Here is a 23,326-nt window from a genome sequence, read left to right as displayed (position 1 = left end):
ATGACAATTATTTATTCACTTTTCAAGAAATTAGTCCCTCAGTCTCTACGTACTTTTATTAGAGATTTAGATAGTGCTTATCGGGAAAGATTAACAGAAATAGATATAAAAAATCAACAAATTTTAGAATTAGAAAAAAAATATGAAGATATTTCCCAAAAAATGGAAACTCTTATGAGAGATTTAGATAGTGCTTATCAGCAAAGATTAACAGAAATAGATATAAAAAATCAACAAATTTTAGAATTAGAAAAAAAATATGAAAATTTTTCACAAAAAATGGAACCGGCAAAAAACGATATTCAAAAACAGCAAGTATTAGCTAAAACTGTTGATAATTCTAACTTATCGGATGAAGAATATGAAAAACTAAGCAAAGCAGGTCTTTTTATTGTTGGTAATGCTAGATCTGGCACATCTATTCTATGTAGTTCTTTAAATCTTTCTTCAGAAGTGTTTTTGTTAGGCGAAGCAAATTTAGCTTTACATTATAATCTAGACGATTTTGTAGATTTTTATAATAATCAACATATACTTTTTAAAAACCCCAAATTTAAAGGCACATCATTTGCTCCGCCATCTAGACTTATAGAAAAGGGGGCCTTTCCTTTTTTATTAAGGATGAACAAAAATTACAAATTTATAGGAGAAAAAGTAGCTTTTGGCCCTCACGGTATAAATATCGATAATAAATCTCATCAAGAATTATTTTTTAACTTTCATGCAAGATATTTTTATTTTTCAAAATACATAATTATTATACGTAGACCAACGGAAACCGTGTGGTCTATGTTAAAAATGTTTCCTGACATAAGTTTAAATTTATTATTCGAGTCTTGGTTAAGAACTTTACTACTAAAAATTGATATAATTTGTGCTTTTCCAAATTCTTATGTACTTTTTTTTGAAAGTTTAAGTTGTGAAACCATTTTAAGTTTGTGTTCATATATAGAAATTAATAATATTAATATTCCAGAAAATATGTTCACTAAAAAACATCAAAACTCGCTTTTAGATAATTATGAAATTCCCGAAGAATTATCAATTTACTCCGATATTTGTCTAGCTTGTGAAAATATATATAAACAAGTACAAGATGTATTTTGTTTTAAAACTTTTCAATTCAAAGAAATAATAGGAAGTTCCACAGCACCTGATGGTTATACTTTTATCACAAGTACACAAAATCAAATAAATAATCTCCTGTATCAGCTACAGCAAGCAAAAGAATAACAAAAATTTCCCCAAAACAATTGATAATTTATCTCTGCAAAATCTGTCATTCAGTTTGTAACATTTATTAAATTGATATCCTCTTTATTCATAAAAAATAAATCTATGTTAATATCTCGTGCGCCCGTTCGTATTAGTTTTTTTGGAGGTGGAACTGATTACCCTGAATATTTCCTTCAACACGGAGGCGCTGTCTTAGCAACTGCCATAGATAAATTTTCTTATGTTACAGCTAGTCCCTTTTTAAGTCGGTTGTTTGACTATTCAATTAGAGTTTCTTACCGCAAAGTCGAACTAGTAAAAAATGTAGATGAAATCGAGCATCGTGTTTATCGTGAATGTTTAAAATTTTGTGGGTTAGAAAAGGATATTGAATTACATAATGTTGCAGATTTGCCTGCTTTTACCGGGCTAGGTTCTTCTTCAGCATTTACTGTTTCTTTACTACAAGCACTTCACAGTTTTAAAGGTGAGTTTATCAAGCCACTAGAGTTGGCTTATGAAGCCATTTATGTAGAAAGACAATTAGTTAACGATAAAGTAGGCTGCCAGGATCAGGTTTTAGCGGCAGTTGGTGGTTTTAATTTGGTTGAATTTAGGGCTGAAGACGATATTATAGTTAACCGTTTATCTATCTCTCCACAGCGTTTGCAAGAATTTGAGCAACATCTTTTTATCGTCTTTACAGGTATTAGACGCAAAGCAGCTGATGTGGTAGAACAACAGCTACAAAAAGTAAAAAGTAACACAGACACCTTGAAGAATATGCGCTACATGGTTGATGAAGGCTGGGATATCTTAACTAGTAATAAATCTTTATCAGAATTTGGAGATTTATTACATTGTGCGTGGTTAGCCAAACGTAGTCTCGATGGTGGCATTTCAAATCCTGAAATTGACAAAATTTATCATATGGGTATAGAAGCAGGTGCATGGGGTGGTAAATTGTTAGGTGCAGGGGCTGGAGGATTCATGCTGTTTTTTGCACCACCAGAATTACATAAAAAATTACATATTACTTTTGCTAACCATCAAATATTAACTACGAAAACAAATTCACCAGGTTCTCAGATAATCTTTTGCTAAAAATTACTAAATATTAATCACACTTATGAAAGTTTTAATTGTTGATTTTGATTTATTTAAAAAAGTTGGCGGAGGACAAACGTTTTATCGTAGTCTCATTGAAAAAAATTCTCACATTGAATTTTACTATTTTATAGTTTCTGAACTTTCTACAGATACACGTCCTGCCAATGCTCACCCAATTATCTATCAAGAAAAATATGATGTTTTAAACAATGAAAATTTTTGTGATTTGACACCACCAAAATGGATATATAGAGCATTTGTGATGGCTAATAATTTTGCCATATCCGTAGCTGGACAGCGTTTTGATGTAGTCGATGTACCAGATTACGAGCAGTTTAGTACAATGCTACGTCCAGCTTTTAAACATCATAATGTCGAATTTGAACGTATAGTTTTATCAATGCATGGTAATGTTTCTACATCAATTCGACTTGACTGGTTTAATAATGGAAATGTTGATCAAACTCTAGTTCTACAAGAAAAAATTCAGTACGCTGTGGTTGATACACGCTATGGAATAAGTAAAACATATTTGAATGAATGGAGAAAAATTTTAAATTTAAAATCTTATTATCTAAATCCTTTATATGTAATTTCGTTACCTACACCTAAATTAGCTAATTATTCAGATGAACTACCCACCCTTAACTTTGTTGGACGCAAAGAAAGACGAAAAGGCCCAGACATTTTTGTAGAATTAGCATGGTGGCTACCTCGTTATAAATTTAAAACAGCTAATCTGATTGGCCCTGATAGCTTTGATCCTAAAGGAGAATTAGGTTCAGGAATTTTCCTTTACCAGATGATTAATAACCGATTAAAAGATGATGTTAATTTAATAGCTTCTATAAGCCAGGAAGATTTGTATCAAAAAATATTTTCTGAGAAATCTGTAACGATACTACCTTCCAAATATGACACTTTTAATTTAACTGCTCTTGAATCTCTATTTTCAGGATGTCCAACAGTTGTTGGTACTGGTGCTGGAGTAGTAACATTTCTTCAAGAGACTTATCCTAATATACCTTTGATAACAATAGATATAAATAATATATATTGTTGTCTTCCTGAAATAATTGCTTTATTAGATAATTATCACAATTATCGCTACGACTTAGTAGAATATCTATCACAATCACAACCAGAATTATCTGGTTTATCTCTAGATTCAATATATGAGAGTTCACCAATTTATGATGAAGATATGCGTACTCAATTAGAGTATTGGTATTCTTTATTGATCAAAATTCAAGAAGCTGGAAATAAACAAATTATTGCAAAGCCTAATTATATTAAACATGAAGCTTTAAAACTTGTTAAAAAACAACTTACACCAGAAAGCAAGCAAGGTTTTCATCAAATTAAGTTTTTGATGAATAACCCCAAAGGATTCATCAAAAATAAAATACGTTCTATTTTGAGTAAAGATAACTATGAAGATTTGAAGATAGTAGACCAAGGTATAAAAGGCTTATCTCTACTAAAAAAATATCAATACATCTTTAATTGGGGTGAAGGCAGTAAGCAAGAATTAAGTGATAAAGTTAAAATTTGTTGGGGTTTATCATCTGAGTCTCGAATTGATCGCGTGCGAATTTGGCAAGAAATAGCGAGATTAGAGATGCTAAGAGATAATAATCTTGTTGCAGCAACTTATCAAATAAGATGTATGCGGCTGCTAGGTTACGACTATTTTGGTAATCTCAAAAATGTTGTATCCTCTCTTAACTTTGAGGGCTTTAGTCAAGAAGCACTTGTGATTGAAGCTATGTATGGTAAATATTCCGATAAATATGAACGCTGTCAATCGCTTCTCAATCAGGCTTTATCACAGAATAAACTAAATCAAAAGTGGGAATATGAGTTTTTAGATGATAGGCGACCTTCTTCTAATTACAAAGTTTCTATTATTGTTTCACTTTATAATGCAGCCACTAAGCTTCCTTTGTTTCTTCAAACACTGCAATACCAAACTTTGATTCAAGCGGGTGCTGCTGAAATAATTTTAATTGATAGTGGTTCTCCTGCTGATGAATACACTGTATTTAAGCAGGTTATGGAATCTTTAAGTATTCCAATTCTTTATGCTAGATGTGCTAACCGCGAAACTATACAGAGTGCTTGGAATCGAGGTATTGAGCTTGCTCGTGCGCCATACTTGACATTTCTTGGTGTTGATGAAACTATATTGCCTGAGTGTTTGGAAATTTTGGCAGCAGAACTCGATGCAGATCCAACTTTAGATTGGGTACAAGCTAATAGTTTAGTTACTAATGTTGACGAAAACGGCTCATGGGTAAACGATATTATGATTTATGACCGCAAAGGTTATAAACAAGACCTTGTTTACTTAGAAACCTGTTACTTGTCGTGGGTTGGCGCGCTTTATCGCCGTTCTATCCATGACAGATTTGGCTTTTACGATGCTACCTTTAAAGCCGCAGGAGATACAGAATTTAAGAGTCGTATATTGCCGTTTATTAAAACAAAAGCTATTCCCCAAACTTTAGGGGTTTTTCGTAATTACCCAGATGAACGTACAACACAACATCCTAGAGCAGAAATAGAAGATTTACGAGCTTGGTATTTGCATCGGACTTTAGCGGGGGTTGAGTATGCTTTTGCTACCCGCGATCCTAAAGAAGCTGAAGGATTATTTTATAACTGTTTACGATATCGTAAGTCTTATTGTCAACACTGGAGTACAGATATAGAGTATGCCTATAATATTGGCTGTTTTTTACAACAAAAAGTACCAAATTCACTGGCTTTAAAATTCTTACCAGGAATTAAGAAGTTGCTTGATACTTATAGAAGTTTAGATTGGATACCTCAAATATCTAAGCTTTCACCTGTTGCTGCTGTTAATCATACAAATCGTACTATCAAAGAAATTGAACAAGAACATAGAGCTATCAATAGTCAATTGATTGAACCTATTTATAAAATTTTTAATGATAATCGTCATGAACAACACTCATATTTATGGTTTACTAATGTTTGAGGATAAAGTATAGCTTTTTCCAAGCAACTGAAGTATAATTAAACCTTTTATTTCAGAACAAGCAGCTTTAAAAATGTACCTCACTCGATTAAGAAACGCTATAATTTCCAAACATTTAGGGGTACAAGGAACTGCTAATTACAAATTAGTACTAAATAGAATTTTAGACAGATAATTTTTTCCTATGAAGATTGTAAAAAACTGGCTTAAGTTCCAACTTCGTAAAACCCTAGCTATTCCAGTATTAGAAGATTCTGTAAATCTGCTCCGTAGTAAAATTCCTAGGGATGATCAAGGGTTATTTGGTATTTCGTACTGGTATGAAGGTAATTTATGGGAGCCTCCCGTACAAATTGCATTACGAGACCTTTGTAAACCAGGTGATGTAGTTTTTGACGTAGGTGCTAACTTTGGTGGACTTACAACTGTTATGTCCCGAATGGTAGGGCCAAGAGGTGTTGTCTGTGCTTTTGAGGCAAGTCCCAGAATTATAGATAAGTGTCAACGGAATATAGTCCTGAGTGGATGTAATAATGTCCAGGTTTATCACGTTGCCATTTATAGTAAATCTCATGAGAAAGTACCAATTTATTTAGGTAGTCATCTTAATGACAGTATTTATGCCAGCAACAGCAATACAGATATCCCAGCTTTTAACATATCAACCCTGGCTCTCGATGATTTCATAAATTTTACAGGTTTAGTACCAAACTTGGTAAAGATGGATATTGAAGGAGCAGAGTTTGATGCCATCAAAGGTATGTTGAATACTATTGTTACTGCTAAACCTCACTTAATATTAGAAACGCAACCACAAGATACTCAGTGTCTTGATTTGTTAAGGGAAAAAGGTTATATCGCTATAGATTTAAATACATATCATGAAATTAAAAGTTTTCATGATTATCCTCAAGGTGTTGCTATAAGGAATAACCTTTATATTCATCAAGATAGATTATCAGAGACTCCCTATAAACCTTCCTTTACTTTTAATGAAATAACTACTTTAAATCCGGAAAATTTCACTAAGACTGATGGTAGTTTAATTAGCTTAAAATCTCCTCTCAGGCTAGGTAAAGGTCGATATTTAATAGATATGGATTTTACGGCTCAAGGCACAGAAAATGAAATGATGTGCGGAGTAAAGGTAGGGGAAACTGTGATTTTTAGATATCATGCTTACACAAAATTGCTTGCTCAGAGTTATCGGGATTGGGTAATTAACTTAGAAGACACTTCAGACATCAATCTTTACTTTGAGTTTTTGAATGGTACATATGATCAAACATTTTTAATAAAACAGGTAAAAATATGCAGAATTGCGGAGTTTGATAACTTAATTACCTCTCTGTATATTTAATTGTATTTTATGTAGTTAACAATAAATAATAAATATGGATATCAAAAATTGGTTGAAAATTAAAATCCGTAAAGCATTAAACTTACCAGAACTTGAAGAATATGTTCGCCAGATTCGTTTAGATACTTTGACTTTACGCAGTTCAATCCATAATTTACGCAATTCAAATAATTTAGTACCAAATAATGATGAACAGCTTGCAGATACAATGCGTGCATTTTTACTAGAGTTGATGGATACTAGTAGACCAGGTTCGGTATTTACTTGCCAAATCAATGGGATGAGCCTATTAGCACCTGTGGAACTGTTGCGTTTATATCCGCATTGCTTACATCCTCAAGCAGCGCAAAAACTAACTTATTGGGTTGAGTCTCAGCAGTCTGACTGGTTATGTTCTCATTTAGAACCTGGTGATGTTGCTCTTGATATTGGTGCAGCTTTTGGAGTTATAACTATAGCTTTGTCGAAAGCAGTTGGAGAAGAAGGTTCTGTTCATGCTTTTGAACCGTCTCGGACAGCACACAATGGGTTAGTAAAATTAGTAGAACTAAATGAAGTGCAAAATGTAACTATAGTGAAATCTGCTATAGCAGATTTATCTGGTTCTACAGAGTTTATTGAATATACAGCAGATGGTGATTTATCTTGGGCTTCTGATGCTTCTACCTTAGCATCACCCAGCATCAATCCAAGCATGAATCATGTGCGCTATGTAGTTGATGTAACTACTCTTGATGAATACGTTACTGCTACAGGTATACAGCCTAAAGTTATCAAAATAGATATTGAAGGTTTTGAACTGTATGCTTTATATGGTGGCAAAAACACACTAGAAAAATTCTTACCATACCTTTGTATTGATATTCACAAGGATGTGAAAACAGGAGAATCTGCTTTACTGGGAGTTCAGCCTTATTTATCTAATCTAGGTTACAAAATGAAAATGGAAGGTCATGCCCTTTACTGCACACCTAAATAAAGGTACAAAAACTTAATTTGATTAATAAATATCTTTAAGAAAGGAATATAGTAAACAGCAATAATTTAAAGATGTACTTATCTTCGGACAAGTCAAATATAGCCTTATATACAATTAAAAAAAACTCATTTCACAATTGTCAAGATAAGAATACTTAATTATAAAAAATAATTTTATCAAGTAATAGGTGCATATTTAATGTATTGTCGTGTCTGTGATTCAACGAACTTAGAACTTGCCATTGACCTGGGTTCTCAACCTTGGTGCAATCACTTTTTAAAAGCGGAAGAAATTGGCAAGGAACCTTTTTATCCTTTGCGCGTTTTATATTGTCACGATTGTGGTACTGTTCAGCTAGACTACACTGTTAAAAAAGAAATTATGTTTGGCGACCACACCTATTTATCAGGTGTAACTCGTTCTTTGAGTGAACATTTCAAAAATGTAGCCGAGGAAGTAGACAATAACTTTTTTAAAGATACTCTAGGTAAATCAGTGCTTGATATTGGTTCTAATGATGGAACTCAACTCAAGCATTTTCAAGCTCTTGGTTATGAGGTTTTGGGGGTTGAATCTTCAAAAACTACGGCAAAGATAGCTAATGATGCAGGTATTACAACTTTAAATGAGTTTTTTAATCTAGATGTAGTTAACCGTCTGCAGCGCAAATTTCATGTGATTAATGCGGCGGGGGTGTTTTTTCATTTAGAAGAACTGCATTCTGTCACTGAGGGTATTAGAGAAGCTTTGCGGGATGATGGGGTTTTTGTGGTGCAGTTTCTCTATATGAAACGGATTGTAGAGAATCTAGCGTTTGACCAGATTTATCATGAGCATTTATTGTATTACAATCTCAATACTATTGAAGTGCTATTAAATCGACATGGTTTATCCATGTTTGATGCTTACTTGTCTCCAATTCATGGTGGTTCTATTATTGGGTTTGTAACACATAAAGGTAAAAAAGAACAGAGCGATCGCCTGCAAAATCTCCGTCAATCAGAAGTCGAGCAAAAAAGCAATGAATTATCAACCTATTTAGAATTCGCCCAAAGAATTCAACAAATGAAAACTGAAAATCTTACCTATCTAAAACAAGCTAAACAGCAAGGTAAGAAAATTTTTGGTTTTGGCGCACCCGTAAAAGGTAATACAATGTTGAATTACTTTGGTGTGGGGACTAACTATATTGATTGCTTGGTGGAAAAAAATGAACTGCGTCGTGGGCTTTATTCCCCAGGAATGCACATTCCCCTTGTGATTGAAAAAGAAATTCAAGAACTACCAGATATTTATTACGTCTTAGCGTGGAACTTTAAAAAAGAAATTTTATCGAATAATCAACACTTAATTGCAAAAGGAGTTGAATTCTACTTTCCTGTAAATCCTCAGGACGTTTAATCATGAAAATCCTAGTTACTGGTGCTACAGGTTTTTTAGGCACAATACTTTGCTCTGCGTTAGAAGGTCAAGGTCATGAACTGGTTCGCTTGAATTCTCAAAATTGCGATCTAACTCAGCCAGATGCCTTACTGAAATTTAATCATGATTACGACCAAATATATCATCTAGCTGCGTGGACTCAAGCTGGTGACTTTTGTTTATATCACCCTGGTGAACAGTGGATTATTAATCAGCAGATGAACACTAATGTTCTGGCTTGGTGGCAAAAATATCAACCACAAGCAAAGCTGATTAGTATGGGGACTAGTTGTGCTTACGCCCCTGATTTAGAACTAACAGAAGAGAATTATCTGACAGGATTACCTATTGAAAGCCTGTTTACTTATGCTATGACTAAGCGAATGCTTTATGCAGGGCAATTAGCATTAAATAAACAGTATGGCTTGAAATACCTGTGTTTGGTTCCTTCTACTCTTTACGGCCCTGGCTACCACACTGATGGGCGGCAGATGCACTTTATTTTCGACCTCATGCGGAAGATTATTCGCGGTAAACTTTATGGCGAGCCTGTCATCCTGTGGGGAGATGGTTATCAATCCCGCGAACTTGTGTTTGTCGATGATTTTGTCAAAGTGGCGATTCAACTAGCAACCAATATAGATAACGAACTAATAAATATTGGTGCGGGAGAAGAGTTTACTATCAGACACTTTGCTAAACTGATTTGTGAAAAAGTAGACTACGATTTTAATTTAATTCAATTTGACACTGGGCGCTATGTTGGTGCTAAATCTAAGTGTTTAGCAGTAGACAAACTCAAACAATATGTTCCTGATTTAACTTTGACTTCTTTAGAAGTTGGTTTAACTCGAACAATTGAATGGTTTGAAACGCAAAAAGAAAAACTGTTACCCAAAAATAAGTGAGGAAGAACTTTGGATTACTGGGTGCTAGATAAACTCAAAAGCTTAGAAGCTGCCTTTACGGCAGAGTATTGCCAGGCGATAGATCAAGTGGTTAGTCTGCTGGTCAATGCTTTTCGGCAGGGGAACACCTTATTTATTTGTGGAAATGGTGGTTCTGCCTCGGATGCACAGCACATAGCGGCTGAGTTTATTGGGCGCTTCTTAATCAATCGTCAAGGATTGCCCGCGATCGCACTTTCCACTAATCCTGCTACCCTTACAGCATGGACAAATGACCACGAATTTGAAACTATTTTTGCCCGACAGGTGGAATCTCTCGGTAAACCGGGAGATATCCTCTGGGGAATTTCTACATCCGGTAAATCCCAAAATGTGATTCGTGCTTTAAAAACCGCTCAACAAAGAGGCCTTTTGACTATAGGAATGGCAGGTAACAATGGAGGAATGCTGCCAAATTTTGTGGATTATCCTTTATTTGTCAGCGAACAACACACCCCCATAGTTCAAGAAATTCATGTTATTACCTATCATCGCATCTGCGAACAAGTAGAATCTCAACTATTCATCAAAACAACTAGCTAAAATTAATTTTTGTAAATATCTAGTTTAGCTGTTTTTTCAATATTTAATATGCACAGTGTGAATAGTCAAGATACTAATCTAGCCCAGTCGCGTAAAGCCTTATTTCTTGATCGAGACGGTGTTTTAATAGAATACATCCCATATCTCAGCCATCCTCATCAAGTTGCGTTGCCTTTAGGTGCGGCTGAAACTTTTAAACAGTGGCAAGATGCCGGATATTTACTAATAGTAATTACCAATCAATCTGGTATTGCCAGAGGCTATTTTACTGCCAATGATGTTGATGCTGTGCATACTAAAATGCGCCAAGCTTATGCGAGTTTTGGCGTATATTTTCAAGATATCTTTATCTGTTCACATCAACCATCTGATAATTGCGGTTGTCGCAAGCCGTCGCCCTATATGCTCAAGGAAGCTGCAAAAAAATATTCCTTAAACCTGAGAGAATGTTTTTTTATTGGAGATGCAGTCAGCGATATGGAGTGTGCTGTTAATGCTGGTTGTAATCCTATATTTCTCCTGACAAATAGAACTTTAGCTGAAGCTAGTACATTAGCCCAAAAACATTCTGCACTGCGTATGATTAATCAACTGTCTGAAACAATTAACTTTATTGAAGACAGATATATTTTAAAGCAATTATGAATACAGATGATATGCAAACTCCTCCGATTTTAGTTTCTGTTATTCCCAATCTTATGGGCGGAGAAGGTCATATTATTCCTTATCATAATGCTGTAAATAAAGCAGCTAAATGTCTTGATTGGCAACATATTGTCGTCTTTTCACCAGACGCAAAATTTACTGATATACCTCCTACTTGGCTTCCTTCCTTAAGTCCAGAAGATTTAGAGGCCACGCTTCATCCAATAGTAAGAATCTTTAAATTTACAGATATATTAAAACTAAGCTTTAGTATTTCTAATACGTTAAAAAAAGATATTTTTCCTAAATCCAAAACATCCATTCTTTTTTTAGAAAGATTTATCCATGTGCAACTTTTAGCGTTGCTTATAGCCTTATGTATAACTCCGCGCAAAAATGTCTCAGTTTGGCTACTTTATCGCAGAGATACACACAAAGATAAAACACGCTGGATTTATAAACTGCTAAATAAATCTATTAAAAAAATTTTAGCACCCGGTAAATTTCATTTGCTGACAGATAGTGAAATTTTAAGCAAATCTATCTCAAATTATTTTCATGAACCTGTAGCAGTCATGCCCATACCTCATACAGAATTTATGGGTATTGGGGCTACGCACCACTCAACACAAGAAATTATCTGTTGGTGGCCTGGAACTCCGCGCCCAGAAAAAGGATGGGATGTTGTTAAATCTCTTATAAATGATATTTCTGAAAATGCTAGACAGATTTGTATTGTTGCGGCGCAAAGTTCAGAACTTATACCTACAATTAATAGTGCTAAAGTTAAGCTGGTTTCTAATTATTTAACGGAATTAGAATATTTAAATTGGCTGAAAGAGTCTGATATTATCCTACTGCCATACGATGCTGTTGCTTATCAAGAACGGACTTCAGGAATTTTCACCGAATGTATCATGGCAGGTAAGATTCCCCTTGTTACCGCAGGTACTTGGATGGCAACAGAGCTTGCTAAATATGATCTGACAGAATTAATTATAGAAGATTGGAGTCAGTCAACAATAATTGTAAATTTAATTATTAATTCAGCTAAATCTTTATCTTTAAAAGCAAAAATTAAATTTATGCAGACTTCTTATCATAATTTTCATTGTGTAGAAAGTTATGCTAAACACATGTATAGATTATTTGAGAATTCATATAATTAACTTTAATGTTGACAATCGCTATTGATACAACTTGCTTAACTTCGCAACCTAGTGGTATTGGGTTATATGTTTATAATTTAGTTCACGCTTTATATTCACTTCAAGCAAGCCAAAATTTTCAATTAAGAACTATACGACAAACTAGGTTAAAAAATATTTTTAAACGTGATGTAGATCAGCTTGATTACTTGAATTTAAATATTCCAGTATCTACTATCCCTATTCCCGTAAGTGTTATAAACACTTTAGTTAAATTTCCTAATCCTCTAATTCCTTATTACGAGCAATTTTTAGGCTCTCCTAATATCGTTCATGGTACAGATTATTTTGTTTATCCTTGCGCTAAAAGTCTTAATATCATGAGTCTTCATGATTTAACTTTTATTAAATATCCCAGTTTTACAAATTTTATCGTTAGAACATATACGAGTCGCATTCAACAGTCATTAAAATGGACAGATTTAGTAATAACAATTTCAGAAAATACTAAAAAAGATATTATAAACTATTTGAATATTCCTGAAGAAAAAGTATATGTAACTCCTTTGGCTAGTCGCTATAATGCTAGTTCCTTTACACTAGAATTGAGTGAAAAATTAGCAAAAAGTAAACTTTATGATTTTAGCAAACCGTACTTACTTTTTGTCAGCACTATCGAACCAAGAAAAAATATTAATACACTAATTACTGCATTTAATTACTTAAAAGAAACTTATAAAATCGCACATCAGCTTATACTAATTGGTAAAAAAGGCTGGAGCTACGAGCCAATATTTGCAGCTATTAAAAATTCTCCGTGGAGAAACGAAATTCATCATCTTGATTACTTATCTGATGATTTAGTAGCATTTTTTTATTCCAAAGCTGATGTGTTTGTTTATCCATCTTATTATGAAGGATTTGGTATGCCTGTGTTGGAAGCGATGACATTAGGCGCACCCGTAGTAACTTCTAATAGTTCTTCAATTCCTGAAGTTACAGGCGATGCTGCTATATTAATTGACCCTAATGAGCCAATGCAATTAGCAGAAGCAATTTTGCAAGTCATTAGTGATTCCCAATTGCGACAAGAGTTAATTGCTCAAGGTAAAGAAAGAGCTAAACTATTTTCTTGGGAAAAAACAGCAAAATTAACTTTAGAGGCTTACAGAAGCATTGTTTAATGAAACAAAATTCTTTAATTGTTAATTTATCGATACTGTTATCTCAACCCACAGGTATCAGTAACTATGCTTATAATATTTTTCCTTATTTAAAAGTTCTTGAACCGACTTTACTAACTGCTCAAAAATATCAGAATTTTAACTGTTATTTGATACCTGATAATCTTACACCTGCTTATGGTACAAAAGGGCATTTTAACCGTCTGATATGGACGCAATTGCAATTACCTAAAATTTATCAGGAATTAAAATCGCCACTTTTATTCTCACCTTTACCAGAAGCACCACTGTATAGTAACTGTCGGTTTGTCGTGATGTCTCATGACTTGATACCGTTGCGCTTTCCTAAACGTTTCTCGCCGCTAACGCCATATCATCGGTACTATGTTCCACAAGTTTTGCAGCAAGCGCAGCACGTTGTCTGTAACTCTCAAGCTACGGCTGACGATATTATTGATTTTTACCAAATTCCCGCTAATAAAATTACGCCTATTCCTTTAGCGCACGATCGCACCCACTTTCTTCATCTCAATCTACCAACTCGCAACTACTTTCTCTACATCGGCAGGCAAGACCCTTATAAAAATTTACAATGCCTGATTAGTGCCTTTGCTCTACTCTCTCAAGAATATGAACTCTGGTTAGCAGGCCCAACAGATAAACGCTATACTCCAATTTTACAAATGCAAGTGGCAGAATTGGGAATTTCTCACCGGGTAAAGTTTCTCAATTATGTAGATTATCAAGAACTACCTACTATTATTAATCAAGCGATCGCCCTTGTGTTTCCCAGTCTTTGGGAAGGCTTTGGTTTTCCTGTTTTAGAAGCAATGGCTTGCGGAACACCAGCCATCACTTCTAACCTGTCTTCTTTACCCGAAGTTGCTGGGGATGCGGCTATTTTGGTTAATCCCTACAACACTGAGGAAATTACCGCAGCTATGAAGATGATAGCGTCAGATGCTCAATTGCGATCGCAACTTCGAGAGCAAGGTCTCGCCAGAGCGAATTTATTTAGTTGGGAAAAAACAGGAAAAGCTACTGCTGAAGTTTTATCACACTATTTGTAAATAGCATTAAAATTTGGTTCTTCACTACTAACAGCAGCGGCTCGAATATATTCTCTGGTTTCTAAATATTTGATAACTTTAGTAATACTCTCGGCAATACTTTCTTGTTGAGTATCACAAACAATTTCTGGATTTACAGGTTCTTCATAAGGACTATCAATCCCTGTAAATTCTGGGATTTTTCCGGCTCTAGCTAAAGCATATAATCTTTTGACATCTCTTTGTTCGCATACTTCCAAAGATGCTTTGACATAAACTTCCACAAAATTTTTGTGCATTTGTCGAACTTGTTCTCGCGCATCTTGAAAAGGACTAATTGCTGCCACAATAGTAATTACTTGATTCCGACTCAATAAACTAGCGACAAAACCAATCCGACAGACATTTATATCTCGGTCTTGTTTGCTAAAACCCAAACCTTGAGATAGATTCGTTCTAACTACATCCCCATCTAATATTTCAACACGATAACCTCTTACTTTTAACTGTGAAGCTACGCCTTTTGAAATTGTGGTTTTGCCAGCACCAGAAAGTCCGGTAAACCATAAAGTCAATCCTGAATTTTCCATTTTCACGCTGCAAGAGAGTTACAAAATAAGTTTTTAAACTGCGAAAAATGTAATCATTACAATTTTTTTAGCAGTTTATCAACATGATTACTTCTTACTTAAGGCGTAGAACGTAACTGATTATCATGTAATTGACCAAGGTAATAGGGATAAGTGTTACCTATTACCTTTATCTGTTAGTTACTCCGCCGCCTTATTTGCGGCACGATGAGCGCGTGCTTCGGCCGAACTCATTACTTCATTCATGTTTTCTAACACTTCACCAGGAAAATTTTCTAAAATTCTTGTAGAAAGTGCTACTCTACCTTTGCCTTCATCCAAATCAATAATTACAGCTTTAATTGTTTGCCCGACTTGGAAGACTTTTTCGAGAGATTCAATAAATTTTTGGCTGATTTGCTTAATATGTAACAAAGCACTTGTGCCATTTAAATCAACAAACACGCCAAATGGTTTAATGCCAGTGATTTTACCTTCAACTAACTGACCAATTTCTAACAAACTGAAGTTACTAGAACGCGTTGCTAAACGTTGAGAAAGGATTAATTTTTTATTGTTAGGGTCTACTTCCAAAAAGCCAGCAGTTACACTTTTTCCTTTAAGTGCTTCTAAGTTATCACGTTCTGCTAAATGCGATCGCGGAATAAACCCCCGCAAAGATTGAAAATCAACGGTGACACCACCCTTATTCACACCTGTCACCCGCACTTCTACCGTTTGGGAATTTTCCTGCATTTGCGCTACTCTTGCCCAAATATGCTGAATTTCTAACTGCCGTCGTGAAAGAGTTACTTGACCCTCTGCATCCTGTTCCCGGATAATCAAAAACTCTAAATCTTCATGCAACGGTAGCACTTCCGATAAATCGGTTACTGCTCTCAAAGAAGCCTCATCGCGGGGAATGTAAGCAGACGACTTGCCACCGATATCGACATAAGCACCATCCGGGTCAAGTTGGAACACTTTGCCGTGAACCACCTGTCCCTTTTGAAACTGGTAGTCGTGTTTTTCTAAGGCTTTGGCAAAATCATCCATCGTAAAAGACGAATTGGCTTTTTGAGATAAATTCGATTCGGAATTCATGACTAATGAAAATTAATTGTTATTTAGCTAAGACCACTGGATGTTTAATGGTCATCAGTAATTTGTCCTTGGTAATTAAGAATGACCAAGGACAAATAATGTTCAGCTTAACTGACTAAACAATTGTTGTACCTGAACCCAAGCATCAGCAGCAGCTTCTGGATTATAGCTGGCACGCTGATCGCAAAAAAATCCGTGGTCAGCTCCATCGTAGCGGAAGACACGATGCGGAATTTTATATTTTTCTAACTCTGCTTCAATCTGGTTAGTCTGTTCTAAGGGAATGCTGGCATCTTTCATACCAAAGAAAATGTAGAGTTGGCCTTGAATTTGGGGAGTCAGTGTGACAGTCGCTTCTCCACCTCCAGGTCTGGTGGTAGTGATTCTCGCACCATAAAAAGACGCAGTAGCTTTGATATCTGGTAAAGACGCGGCAAGATAAGCAACATGACCACCAAAGCAAAAGCCAATACAACCAATGGCATTGGCTTTGGCTTGAGGCAAAGTTTTGAGATAATCAACTGCTGATTGAATATCGCTGAGTAATTCTGGTGCTTGAGTTTGTTCCCAAGCATATTTTCGACCAACTTCAATATCTGCTGGAGTGTAGCCAGTTTCAAATCCAGGTGCGACACGTTCAAATAATGCTGGTGCTATGACTACATAACCTAGCTTGGCAATGCGTTCTGTCACATCTCGAATGTGGCTATTCACACCAAAAATCTCTTGTAAGACCACAACCCCTGGGTAACTACCTGGTTGTTGCGGCTGTGCTAGATATGCTGAGATTTGTAAATCGTTTTGCGAAATCTTAACCCATGAAGTGTCAATTGCTAGCTCTGTCATAATAGTTTTTACCAATGCTGTGTGATTGTTTGATATAACTATGCCAGTATGTTTAGGCTATTTTTCAGGCAGGAATCAACTACCAAAAGTGAGTAAGCGAGAAACTGCTTAACGAAGAGTATTGTAAAAAGTCAAAAAAATACAAGTAGTCAATTTAGCTGGTTGCTTGTCGCTACTTGATTCAGGAGTTTTGGTGATGATTCAATTTCGTATTCAGCCAGACAGTGAAATTCCCGCATCTACCCAGTTATTTAATCAAATTCGGTTTGCGATCGCATCTCGCCAGTATCCCCCTGCTTATAAGTTGCCTAGCACACGGGCGCTGGCTATGCAAACAGGATTACATCGTAATACCATTAGCAAAGTTTATCGACAACTAGAAGATGAAGGCTTGGTAGAAAGTTTGGCAGGTTCGGGAATTTATGTCCGCGCCCAAGGCCATGAAGGCGGAAGCAGATTGCCATCACCAATTATGCAAGAACACCCGCAAGCCTACAAAGTTGTGCAGCAAGCCCTCGACCAACTTTTAGCTCAAGGCTGCTCTTTAAATCAAGCGCGGGAGTTATTTTTAGCCGAAATGGATTGGCGCTTGCGTTGTAGTTCTCAAGTGCTGGTAGCCGTCCCTTCACAAGATATTGGGGCTGGAGAATTGATGGTGTATGAATTAGAACAATGCCTCAAAATCCCCATTCAGTTGATTCCAATGGAAGAATTAGCAGCTGTCTTAGATAAAACCAACTCGGCCACAGTTGTCACCAGCCGCTATTTTATCGGTGAAGTCGAACAAATTGCGGCCCCCAAAGCTGTCAGAGTAATTCCTTTGGATATTTATGATTACAGTAAAGAATTAAATTTAGTTAAGAATTTGCCCAAAGATAATTGTATAGGTATAGTCAGCCTGAGTACAGGAATTGCCCGGGCGGCGGAAGTTATTCTCCACGGTTTACGCGGTGATGAACTATTAGTGATGACAGCACAACCCCAAGATAATTACAAACTTCAGGCGATTGTCAAGCGCGCTGAAGTCATAGTTAGTGATGCAGCTAGTTTTAAAGCAGTGCAAACAGCAGTACAAACCGCCGCCGAAGATATCATCCGCTTACCAAAACTGATTAAAGTAGAAAATTACATTGGCTTAAATTCAATTAACTTACTCAAACGAGAATTAGGTTTAATTTAAAGCTTTGGGGAAGGGTGTAGGGGTGTAGGTCTTGAAAACCCATTCATCCCTACACCCATTTTTAACAGACAATCTTGGTTTATATTGAGTATTTGCGTTTACGATTCATCGACAATGCGATCGCACCGACAACAACTATACCACCAACACTTAAGGGTTCAGGTACGACAACTCTAGTCGCTGCAAAACTAAAATCTATTCCATATCTCCCTTGAGAATCCTGCTCCGAATATCCAGGGAAACCCAAAGTAGAATTTGAGTACAAATTCACAGACTCATCACCTTCTACTTTGTACGAAAAGCCACTGATACTCAGCAAAGGCTCGCCAGCATATAACAAATTATCGCTACCACCAAATTCAAACGCTGGAAGCAAACCGACAATTTGTTGGGTAACGTCACCAACTGTTCTTGTGCCAGTAATGCTGGTAATTGTATAAGTATTATTGATTGGATCTAAATCACTAGTAATTAAAGTTCCACTAGCTACTACTGGTACAGAACTATTTCCAGAATATTGAAAATTCCATAACTGTGCGGCTTGTGCCATAGAAGGTAAACCAATATTAGCTAAACCTACTATTAAACTCACAATAGTAAACTGCCAGTTTGGGGTTAATTTCAGCATAAAACTTTTCATGATGGTAAATAAATAATCACAAAGTAAACATTAGTACTTTCAATGTTTTGGCAAGCCACTCTGATCATTTTTTGATTGCTATTAACAGGACTTACGCCTGCTAAGTCAATTCACCTTTTTCACGCGTAAGTCCTATTTATTCAACCTAAGGCACGCAGGCTGCGGCTGGATCTACAACAGTATCCACGCAACGTCCAACAACATCGACAACTCTAGTCTTGATGCTATCGGGCAGAGGTGCGTATCCTCTAGCTGTAGCTATAGTGTTGGGGCTAGGAGTTGCAGGTACAGGTGGTACTCCTACCGCCCAGCGAATAAAGCCTTTAATTCCATTAGCTACACTCACGTTTGCATATCTGTCATAAAACAACAGATATGTTGCCGTGACGATGGGATAAGCAGTGGTAGCAGTGGGATTTGTGACTTCGATTTTAATTCTTCGATCAGAAGAATCTGTATCAACTACACCAGTGAAAGCGGCTGTAATTGAAGCGGGTGAAGGGCTAACGTATTGACCGGAACGATTTCTTAACACAGCCGCAGGCAGATTCTTAGATAAGCGGGTAGCACTATCAACATAACCGATAGTACCAGGGGTAGCGTTAATCAAGTCAGCTACAGCACCTCCTCCTGAGGCTTTGAGGAAGCGAGTTGGCCAGCAGACTGTGTTAGCCGGTGTGGGTGGACACGCAGGTAAAGGCGCACTGTTAGGGCCAACTCCCCGAGTCCAGACAGAAGCAGCAGGAACAGTAGGAGATTGGCAGATGGTATTAAGATGGTTGCTTAATGCAAAAGTACTGCCACTAGAATCTTCCCGACGGACAACGTTCAAAGGCTGGTTGGCAGCAATGACCACACCACCGTTATCGTTTCTGATTCTGCTATCGTTCCAGTTTGTGATGTTGCCATTGAGAATTGCACAGTAAGTGCTTTGTGAAAGTCTAATTCCTGCTGCGGGTACAGTTAAGCCAGTGGAATTGTAAGCTAGGGTGATTGCACCACCAGCGACAGGTACTTGGATGAATGGGCCACCATTGGGGCCACCTGTAACTACTTCTGTACCTATTAAAGGATCATCAGTAGCACCAAAAGAAACAGGCGCAGGGATGGTAGTAGTACCAGGTGGTGGGGTTTGAGTTAAGAAAGCAGTTACGCCTCTACCGCTACCAACTGCTGCATATCGGAATGTGACAGTTGAGTTGATGGGGCCGGGAGGATTTAAGCTGCTAGGATTACCAACACCGTAAGTATTGAACCATGAGCCTTTAGGAGCAAATGCAGGTAAGCCAGCAGGAACACCTACATATAAAGGAGCTGCAAAGGAGGAACCTGCACCGTTGATGGAAGTTACTTGAGCGAGAGATTTTTGTGTAGTAGCTTGAGCCAAGGTTAAACCAGCGGCGATGGCAACTACAGATATAGAACTCGTCAAAGAATTTAAGTGACGCTGAAGATTAAAAGCCACGTCAAACTCCTTTAATTAAAAGTTAAAAGTTCAACACTTTAACCACGCTAAATTCAGCAAAAACTCGCCATAGAAGTTTTTGCTTTACCCTCAAGAATGTATAGTGAATCTCAATGCAAACAATATAAAATTTTGCTAATATTAAGGCTAGTTAGAAAAGTGCTAATCAACCTTAATTGCCAAGTTGCACTGCGGTATTTACATTCTTCAAGTAGGTCGCACTAGATAAATTTGCTATCAACAATTAAGTGATAGAGATGCCAAAAACGCTTATTTAATAAGCAATTGTGGCTACTAGTCTATGTCCTTCGCTACTAGCAGCCTATATGTAATTTACACACCTACAAGCTGGAGATAATTAATAGCCGTTAATTAGTGTTGACGCAATTAGATTATGGTATGCAAGTAAAGATTCAGCAATGATTTGATTATGAGTTCATTAAAATAACAATCAATTTAATTAATCAAAAACTCAAAAATCAAATATTTTTCAATACGATTAAAAATTAACCTCAACTTATACCAACCTTAAACAAGAGCATTTTGCTAAAAAATCTTTTGCCTTATTATGAGCATCGGGATTATCTATGTGTGCTGGTGTAGGTCGAATTATCCCAGCAAACAAATCATCTAAACCATAAGGTGTAAAAAATTCCCATTCTCCTTGGGGGTTTAGCCTCACACCAACAGCTGTTGCTGTGTGCAACCAATCTTGTACACCATCCTCTGTACTAGCGTAAGGGCGCTTACCAGGCCGCCATCGAGCAAAACTCGCTTGGTTTTTGACATCAAATAGCTGGTCAGGAAATTTGTCTGTGAGTTGCGCTTTCGCTGTCAATTCTTGGTTACGGTCTCCATTGAGGTCAAAAAAGGCAATATCAAAATCTTTAATCACTAAAGAGCAAGTTTCGCCAAATAAGGCACGCCAAACGCTATTCCGCACTGCACCCCCAGCCAGCCACCAGTTGGGGAGATTGAGTTGCGCGATCGCTGGTAGTACAGTACCAATAGATGTGTCTGCTAAAACTGTTTGTAAACGTGCATTACTATTCATCCATCTATCACCCAGCTAAGAAAATTTGGATGGAACTAAAAATTAACCAGGAAAGATTTAAATTTAATCACAATTTAATTGCTGTGAAATTCTGACTTGTGACACCAATTCCCTAAAATAATCAAACAGATTTAAACCTCCAAAGCCTTGATTAATTAGGTTTTCTTAATTGCGTTAGCGCAGCGTCCGCCGCGAATTGCGAATTGCCTTGCTCAATCAGTGACCATAGTCTTAATTACTTAGTCTACCACCCCGATTTTGCCTACCTTTCATCATCTGTGTATTGTTCTCCGGCTATCTACGGATAAGTGTGCATAGGTTCAGTAATTTACTCAAAACACTCAAAATTACACCTGCTGATTCACCGTGTATTTCCCGATTACAACTATGCTATGCCTGAGTGTAGTCTTAAATTGACAGATCAGGTTCATCAACTTTTTGATGCAGTAAAGAGTAATTTGTTTATTCTTTTCGTATAAAAAATATAGTCGCAATTGTGCTAGACTTGACGAAATTACTGACTAATCAGGGTTATTTAAAAAAAACGTGCAAATGCTCCACATCAACCTCAATAAAATTGCGGGTAATCACGTAGAGCAGAGCTTCCTTACTGATAATTTAAACCAGTATCAATTGCGATCGCTCACCGATGAGAAAATTCCCTCATTGATTCTTCAAATCAAGCATAACCACATAGTAACTATGCATAGGTTATCTGACAATCAACCAGAGAATTTAGGCGAGCAATGTATAAAAATTAGCTGTCAACCCAATAAAAAACATCTACTATCCTCATTGACAACTGTTGCACAATTACACTAGTTTTCTAGTGCAGTACAAACCTAGGTGATCCGGGCGCAATGCAGATGCCTCAAAAAACTTTTAGCCTATCTCGCAGTTATCTCAACAGCAAGGACATATATAATGTTACAAATTTTGTTGTTAATAACTACAGTCGAAGTTAACAGTTGTGATCTGGGCAATTCAGGAGCAATAGATGAAGTTAAAAATCAGTTTTGTCATGAAAAACTTGAGCGGAGATTCTAGAATACTCATGAGTTAACTCAAAGTTAAGAATTGATTAACCAAGTCTTAATAATTCATAACAAAATGAATACATAATATACTTTTGACACATAATTATTATTAAATGAATAATTATTTGGCTGAGAATTACCAGACTCTTCCAAAAGTAAAACTAAATTTTTTGAGAAAAAACTAAGGAACCTGACAGATGTCTAGACAGGGTTATCGCGCAAGCATCATTCGTAAAATTGACAATCATCCCGCCGAAAAATCATCCCAAAAACCAAAAAATATATTTGAATTCTGGGCTAATAAATTAATAGAATCAGTGCCGTTTTTACTGGCTTGTGCCGTATTTTTGAGTGTCATCAGCCTCAAAAGTCCTGTCTTACTTTTTTGTTTAGTATTTGGCAGTTTAATTGCTGTAGTTGTTCATCAAATCGGGCAACAAGTCAACATTCCTCAACGTTGGCGGATAGCTTTTCAAATATTGGCTCCCGTGGTGATATTGAGTTTATTTTGGCTCGATTATCTCGCTACCCCTGCCCAGGCACAATTTTTTAAAAGAGCCGAAGACTTTTTCAAAAATAACCTCTCCCAAGGTGCAAATAGTAACACTGCTGGTACACAAACAGCAGTTAGTTTAATATTTAATGTCTTGCGCGGCATTTACTTGCTTTATATTGCAGTTTCTTTGATTGGGGTAATTAATGCAGTACGTAAAGATGAAGATTGGCAAAGTATAGCCAGAACACCTTTGTTAGTTGTTTTAGCTGTAACTATTGCGGATGTTCTCACAGGCTTTGTGATTGGTAATGGCGGGCAGTAATTAGTTA

21 protein-coding genes and 1 pseudogene are annotated in these 23,326 nt (G+C 36.4%); 16 read left to right on the top strand and 6 right to left on the bottom strand.

The features are described 5' to 3' along the window. The 12 genes from H6G69_RS04925 to H6G69_RS04870 all read left to right on the top strand — a co-directional run bounded on the left by H6G69_RS04925 (position 1) and on the right by H6G69_RS04870 (position 14,627). Complete coding sequence (locus H6G69_RS04925; protein WP_190682477.1) at positions 1–1,233, top strand: hypothetical protein; 1,233 nt, start codon at positions 1–3, stop codon at positions 1,231–1,233. Positions 1,234–1,338: 105 nt separating this feature from the next. Beyond that, a complete protein-coding gene (locus tag H6G69_RS04920; protein ID WP_190682473.1) occupies positions 1,339–2,319 on the top strand; it encodes a GHMP kinase in 981 nt (326 codons plus the stop codon). A 25-nt stretch (positions 2,320–2,344) separates the two neighbouring features. Then, complete coding sequence (locus tag H6G69_RS04915; RefSeq protein WP_190682470.1) at positions 2,345–5,329, top strand: glycosyltransferase; 2,985 nt, start codon at positions 2,345–2,347, stop codon at positions 5,327–5,329. 184 nt (positions 5,330–5,513) lie between these two features. Next, positions 5,514–6,689, top strand: a complete 1,176-nt coding sequence (locus H6G69_RS04910; RefSeq protein ID WP_190682467.1) for an FkbM family methyltransferase — start codon at positions 5,514–5,516, stop codon at positions 6,687–6,689. 34 nt (positions 6,690–6,723) lie between these two features. Beyond that, entirely contained in the window at positions 6,724–7,668 is a 945-nt protein-coding gene (locus H6G69_RS04905) for an FkbM family methyltransferase (RefSeq protein ID WP_199335735.1), read from the top strand. Positions 7,669–7,866: 198 nt separating this feature from the next. Beyond that, positions 7,867–9,069 carry a class I SAM-dependent methyltransferase gene (locus tag H6G69_RS04900; protein WP_190682464.1) on the top strand — a complete coding sequence of 401 codons (1,203 nt, stop codon included), beginning with the start codon at positions 7,867–7,869 and terminating at the stop codon, positions 9,067–9,069. A 2-nt stretch (positions 9,070–9,071) separates the two neighbouring features. Continuing rightward, complete coding sequence (locus H6G69_RS04895) at positions 9,072–9,998, top strand: NAD-dependent epimerase/dehydratase family protein (protein ID WP_190682462.1); 927 nt, start codon at positions 9,072–9,074, stop codon at positions 9,996–9,998. 9 nt (positions 9,999–10,007) lie between these two features. Beyond that, entirely contained in the window at positions 10,008–10,580 is a 573-nt protein-coding gene (gene gmhA / locus H6G69_RS04890) for a D-sedoheptulose 7-phosphate isomerase (protein ID WP_190682459.1), read from the top strand. Positions 10,581–10,637: 57 nt separating this feature from the next. After that, complete coding sequence (locus H6G69_RS04885; RefSeq protein WP_199335734.1) at positions 10,638–11,225, top strand: HAD-IIIA family hydrolase; 588 nt, start codon at positions 10,638–10,640, stop codon at positions 11,223–11,225. After that, positions 11,222–12,394 carry a glycosyltransferase family 1 protein gene (locus H6G69_RS04880; RefSeq protein WP_190682453.1) on the top strand — a complete coding sequence of 391 codons (1,173 nt, stop codon included), beginning with the start codon at positions 11,222–11,224 and terminating at the stop codon, positions 12,392–12,394. The genes H6G69_RS04885 and H6G69_RS04880 overlap by 4 nt, the downstream gene beginning before the upstream one ends. Positions 12,395–12,399: 5 nt before the next feature. After that, a complete protein-coding gene (locus H6G69_RS04875) occupies positions 12,400–13,557 on the top strand; it encodes a glycosyltransferase family 1 protein (RefSeq protein ID WP_190682450.1) in 1,158 nt (385 codons plus the stop codon). Continuing rightward, entirely contained in the window at positions 13,557–14,627 is a 1,071-nt protein-coding gene (locus tag H6G69_RS04870; RefSeq protein ID WP_190682447.1) for a glycosyltransferase family 1 protein, read from the top strand. Before H6G69_RS04875 ends, H6G69_RS04870 begins: the two co-directional genes overlap by 1 nt. Here H6G69_RS04870 and cysC read toward each other — a convergent pair. From cysC to H6G69_RS04855, 3 genes are all read right to left on the bottom strand, one after another. Then, on the bottom strand, positions 14,618–15,196 hold the full coding sequence (gene cysC, locus H6G69_RS04865) for an adenylyl-sulfate kinase (protein WP_190682443.1): 579 nt from the start codon (positions 15,194–15,196) through the stop codon (positions 14,618–14,620). The genes H6G69_RS04870 and cysC overlap by 10 nt on opposite strands. A 180-nt stretch (positions 15,197–15,376) precedes the next feature. Continuing rightward, positions 15,377–16,279: a S1 RNA-binding domain-containing protein gene (locus H6G69_RS04860; protein ID WP_190682440.1), complete on the bottom strand. Its 903-nt coding sequence runs from the start codon at positions 16,277–16,279 to the stop codon at positions 15,377–15,379. A 102-nt stretch (positions 16,280–16,381) separates the two neighbouring features. After that, positions 16,382–17,125, bottom strand: coding sequence for a dienelactone hydrolase family protein (locus H6G69_RS04855; RefSeq protein WP_190682437.1), 744 nt, complete (start codon positions 17,123–17,125; stop codon positions 16,382–16,384). A 196-nt stretch (positions 17,126–17,321) separates the two neighbouring features. On the opposite strand from H6G69_RS04855, the gene H6G69_RS04850 reads away from it, so the two are divergent. Next, the gene (locus tag H6G69_RS04850) at positions 17,322–18,305 is read left to right on the top strand and encodes a GntR family transcriptional regulator (RefSeq protein WP_190682434.1); all 984 of its coding nucleotides are present in this window, start codon (positions 17,322–17,324) and stop codon (positions 18,303–18,305) included. 79 nt (positions 18,306–18,384) lie between these two features. Here H6G69_RS04850 and H6G69_RS04845 read toward each other — a convergent pair whose 3' ends face one another. The 3 genes from H6G69_RS04845 to H6G69_RS04835 form a co-directional block, all read right to left on the bottom strand. Continuing rightward, positions 18,385–18,933 carry a PEP-CTERM sorting domain-containing protein gene (locus H6G69_RS04845; RefSeq protein WP_190682431.1) on the bottom strand — a complete coding sequence of 183 codons (549 nt, stop codon included), beginning with the start codon at positions 18,931–18,933 and terminating at the stop codon, positions 18,385–18,387. A gap of 157 nt (positions 18,934–19,090) precedes the next feature. Continuing rightward, positions 19,091–20,410, bottom strand: a complete 1,320-nt coding sequence (locus tag H6G69_RS04840) for a substrate-binding domain-containing protein (protein ID WP_190682429.1) — start codon at positions 20,408–20,410, stop codon at positions 19,091–19,093. Positions 20,411–20,927: 517 nt separating this feature from the next. Continuing rightward, a complete protein-coding gene (locus H6G69_RS04835; protein ID WP_190682425.1) occupies positions 20,928–21,464 on the bottom strand; it encodes a nucleotidyltransferase family protein in 537 nt (178 codons plus the stop codon). Between the two features lie 360 nt (positions 21,465–21,824). On the opposite strand from H6G69_RS04835, the pseudogene H6G69_RS34755 reads away from it, so the two are divergent. The 3 genes and pseudogenes from H6G69_RS34755 to H6G69_RS04825 all read left to right on the top strand — a co-directional run. After that, positions 21,825–21,881, top strand: a pseudogene (locus tag H6G69_RS34755) (DUF2905 family protein); the annotation flags it as partial. Positions 21,882–22,016: 135 nt separating this feature from the next. After that, positions 22,017–22,286 carry a hypothetical protein gene (locus H6G69_RS04830; RefSeq protein ID WP_190682422.1) on the top strand — a complete coding sequence of 90 codons (270 nt, stop codon included), beginning with the start codon at positions 22,017–22,019 and terminating at the stop codon, positions 22,284–22,286. Positions 22,287–22,698: 412 nt separating this feature from the next. Further along, complete coding sequence (locus tag H6G69_RS04825) at positions 22,699–23,319, top strand: hypothetical protein (RefSeq protein WP_190682419.1); 621 nt, start codon at positions 22,699–22,701, stop codon at positions 23,317–23,319. The last annotated feature ends 7 nt before the right edge of the window (positions 23,320–23,326 follow it).

The organism is Nostoc sp. FACHB-110 (genome assembly GCF_014697425.1).
In the GTDB taxonomy this organism is placed as follows: domain Bacteria; phylum Cyanobacteriota; class Cyanobacteriia; order Cyanobacteriales; family Nostocaceae; genus Nostoc_B.
The sequence above is the reverse complement of the archived record's forward strand: the minus strand, read 5'-3'. Positions and strand labels throughout refer to the sequence as shown.

Excerpts from the sequence above, each read along its gene's own strand:
- H6G69_RS04875 (WP_190682450.1), top strand. The coding sequence starts at position 12,400 with ATGTTGACAATCGCTATTGATACAACTTGCTTAACTTCGCAACCTAGT.
- H6G69_RS04855 (WP_190682437.1), bottom strand. The coding sequence starts at position 17,125 with ATGACAGAGCTAGCAATTGACACTTCATGGGTTAAGATTTCGCAAAAC.
- H6G69_RS04830 (WP_190682422.1), top strand. The coding sequence starts at position 22,017 with ATGCTCCACATCAACCTCAATAAAATTGCGGGTAATCACGTAGAGCAG.
- H6G69_RS04895 (WP_190682462.1), top strand. The coding sequence starts at position 9,072 with ATGAAAATCCTAGTTACTGGTGCTACAGGTTTTTTAGGCACAATACTT.
- H6G69_RS04845 (WP_190682431.1), bottom strand. The coding sequence starts at position 18,933 with ATGCTGAAATTAACCCCAAACTGGCAGTTTACTATTGTGAGTTTAATA.
- H6G69_RS04825 (WP_190682419.1), top strand. The coding sequence starts at position 22,699 with ATGTCTAGACAGGGTTATCGCGCAAGCATCATTCGTAAAATTGACAAT.
- H6G69_RS04920 (WP_190682473.1), top strand. The coding sequence starts at position 1,339 with ATGTTAATATCTCGTGCGCCCGTTCGTATTAGTTTTTTTGGAGGTGGA.
- H6G69_RS04925 (WP_190682477.1), top strand. The coding sequence starts at position 1 with ATGACAATTATTTATTCACTTTTCAAGAAATTAGTCCCTCAGTCTCTA.
- H6G69_RS04900 (WP_190682464.1), top strand. The coding sequence starts at position 7,867 with ATGTATTGTCGTGTCTGTGATTCAACGAACTTAGAACTTGCCATTGAC.
- H6G69_RS04860 (WP_190682440.1), bottom strand. The coding sequence starts at position 16,279 with ATGAATTCCGAATCGAATTTATCTCAAAAAGCCAATTCGTCTTTTACG.
- H6G69_RS04915 (WP_190682470.1), top strand. The coding sequence starts at position 2,345 with ATGAAAGTTTTAATTGTTGATTTTGATTTATTTAAAAAAGTTGGCGGA.
- H6G69_RS04910 (WP_190682467.1), top strand. The coding sequence starts at position 5,514 with ATGAAGATTGTAAAAAACTGGCTTAAGTTCCAACTTCGTAAAACCCTA.
- H6G69_RS04880 (WP_190682453.1), top strand. The coding sequence starts at position 11,222 with ATGAATACAGATGATATGCAAACTCCTCCGATTTTAGTTTCTGTTATT.
- H6G69_RS04850 (WP_190682434.1), top strand. The coding sequence starts at position 17,322 with ATGATTCAATTTCGTATTCAGCCAGACAGTGAAATTCCCGCATCTACC.
- H6G69_RS04835 (WP_190682425.1), bottom strand. The coding sequence starts at position 21,464 with ATGAATAGTAATGCACGTTTACAAACAGTTTTAGCAGACACATCTATT.
- H6G69_RS04905 (WP_199335735.1), top strand. The coding sequence starts at position 6,724 with ATGGATATCAAAAATTGGTTGAAAATTAAAATCCGTAAAGCATTAAAC.
- H6G69_RS04870 (WP_190682447.1), top strand. The coding sequence starts at position 13,557 with ATGAAACAAAATTCTTTAATTGTTAATTTATCGATACTGTTATCTCAA.
- cysC (WP_190682443.1), bottom strand. The coding sequence starts at position 15,196 with ATGGAAAATTCAGGATTGACTTTATGGTTTACCGGACTTTCTGGTGCT.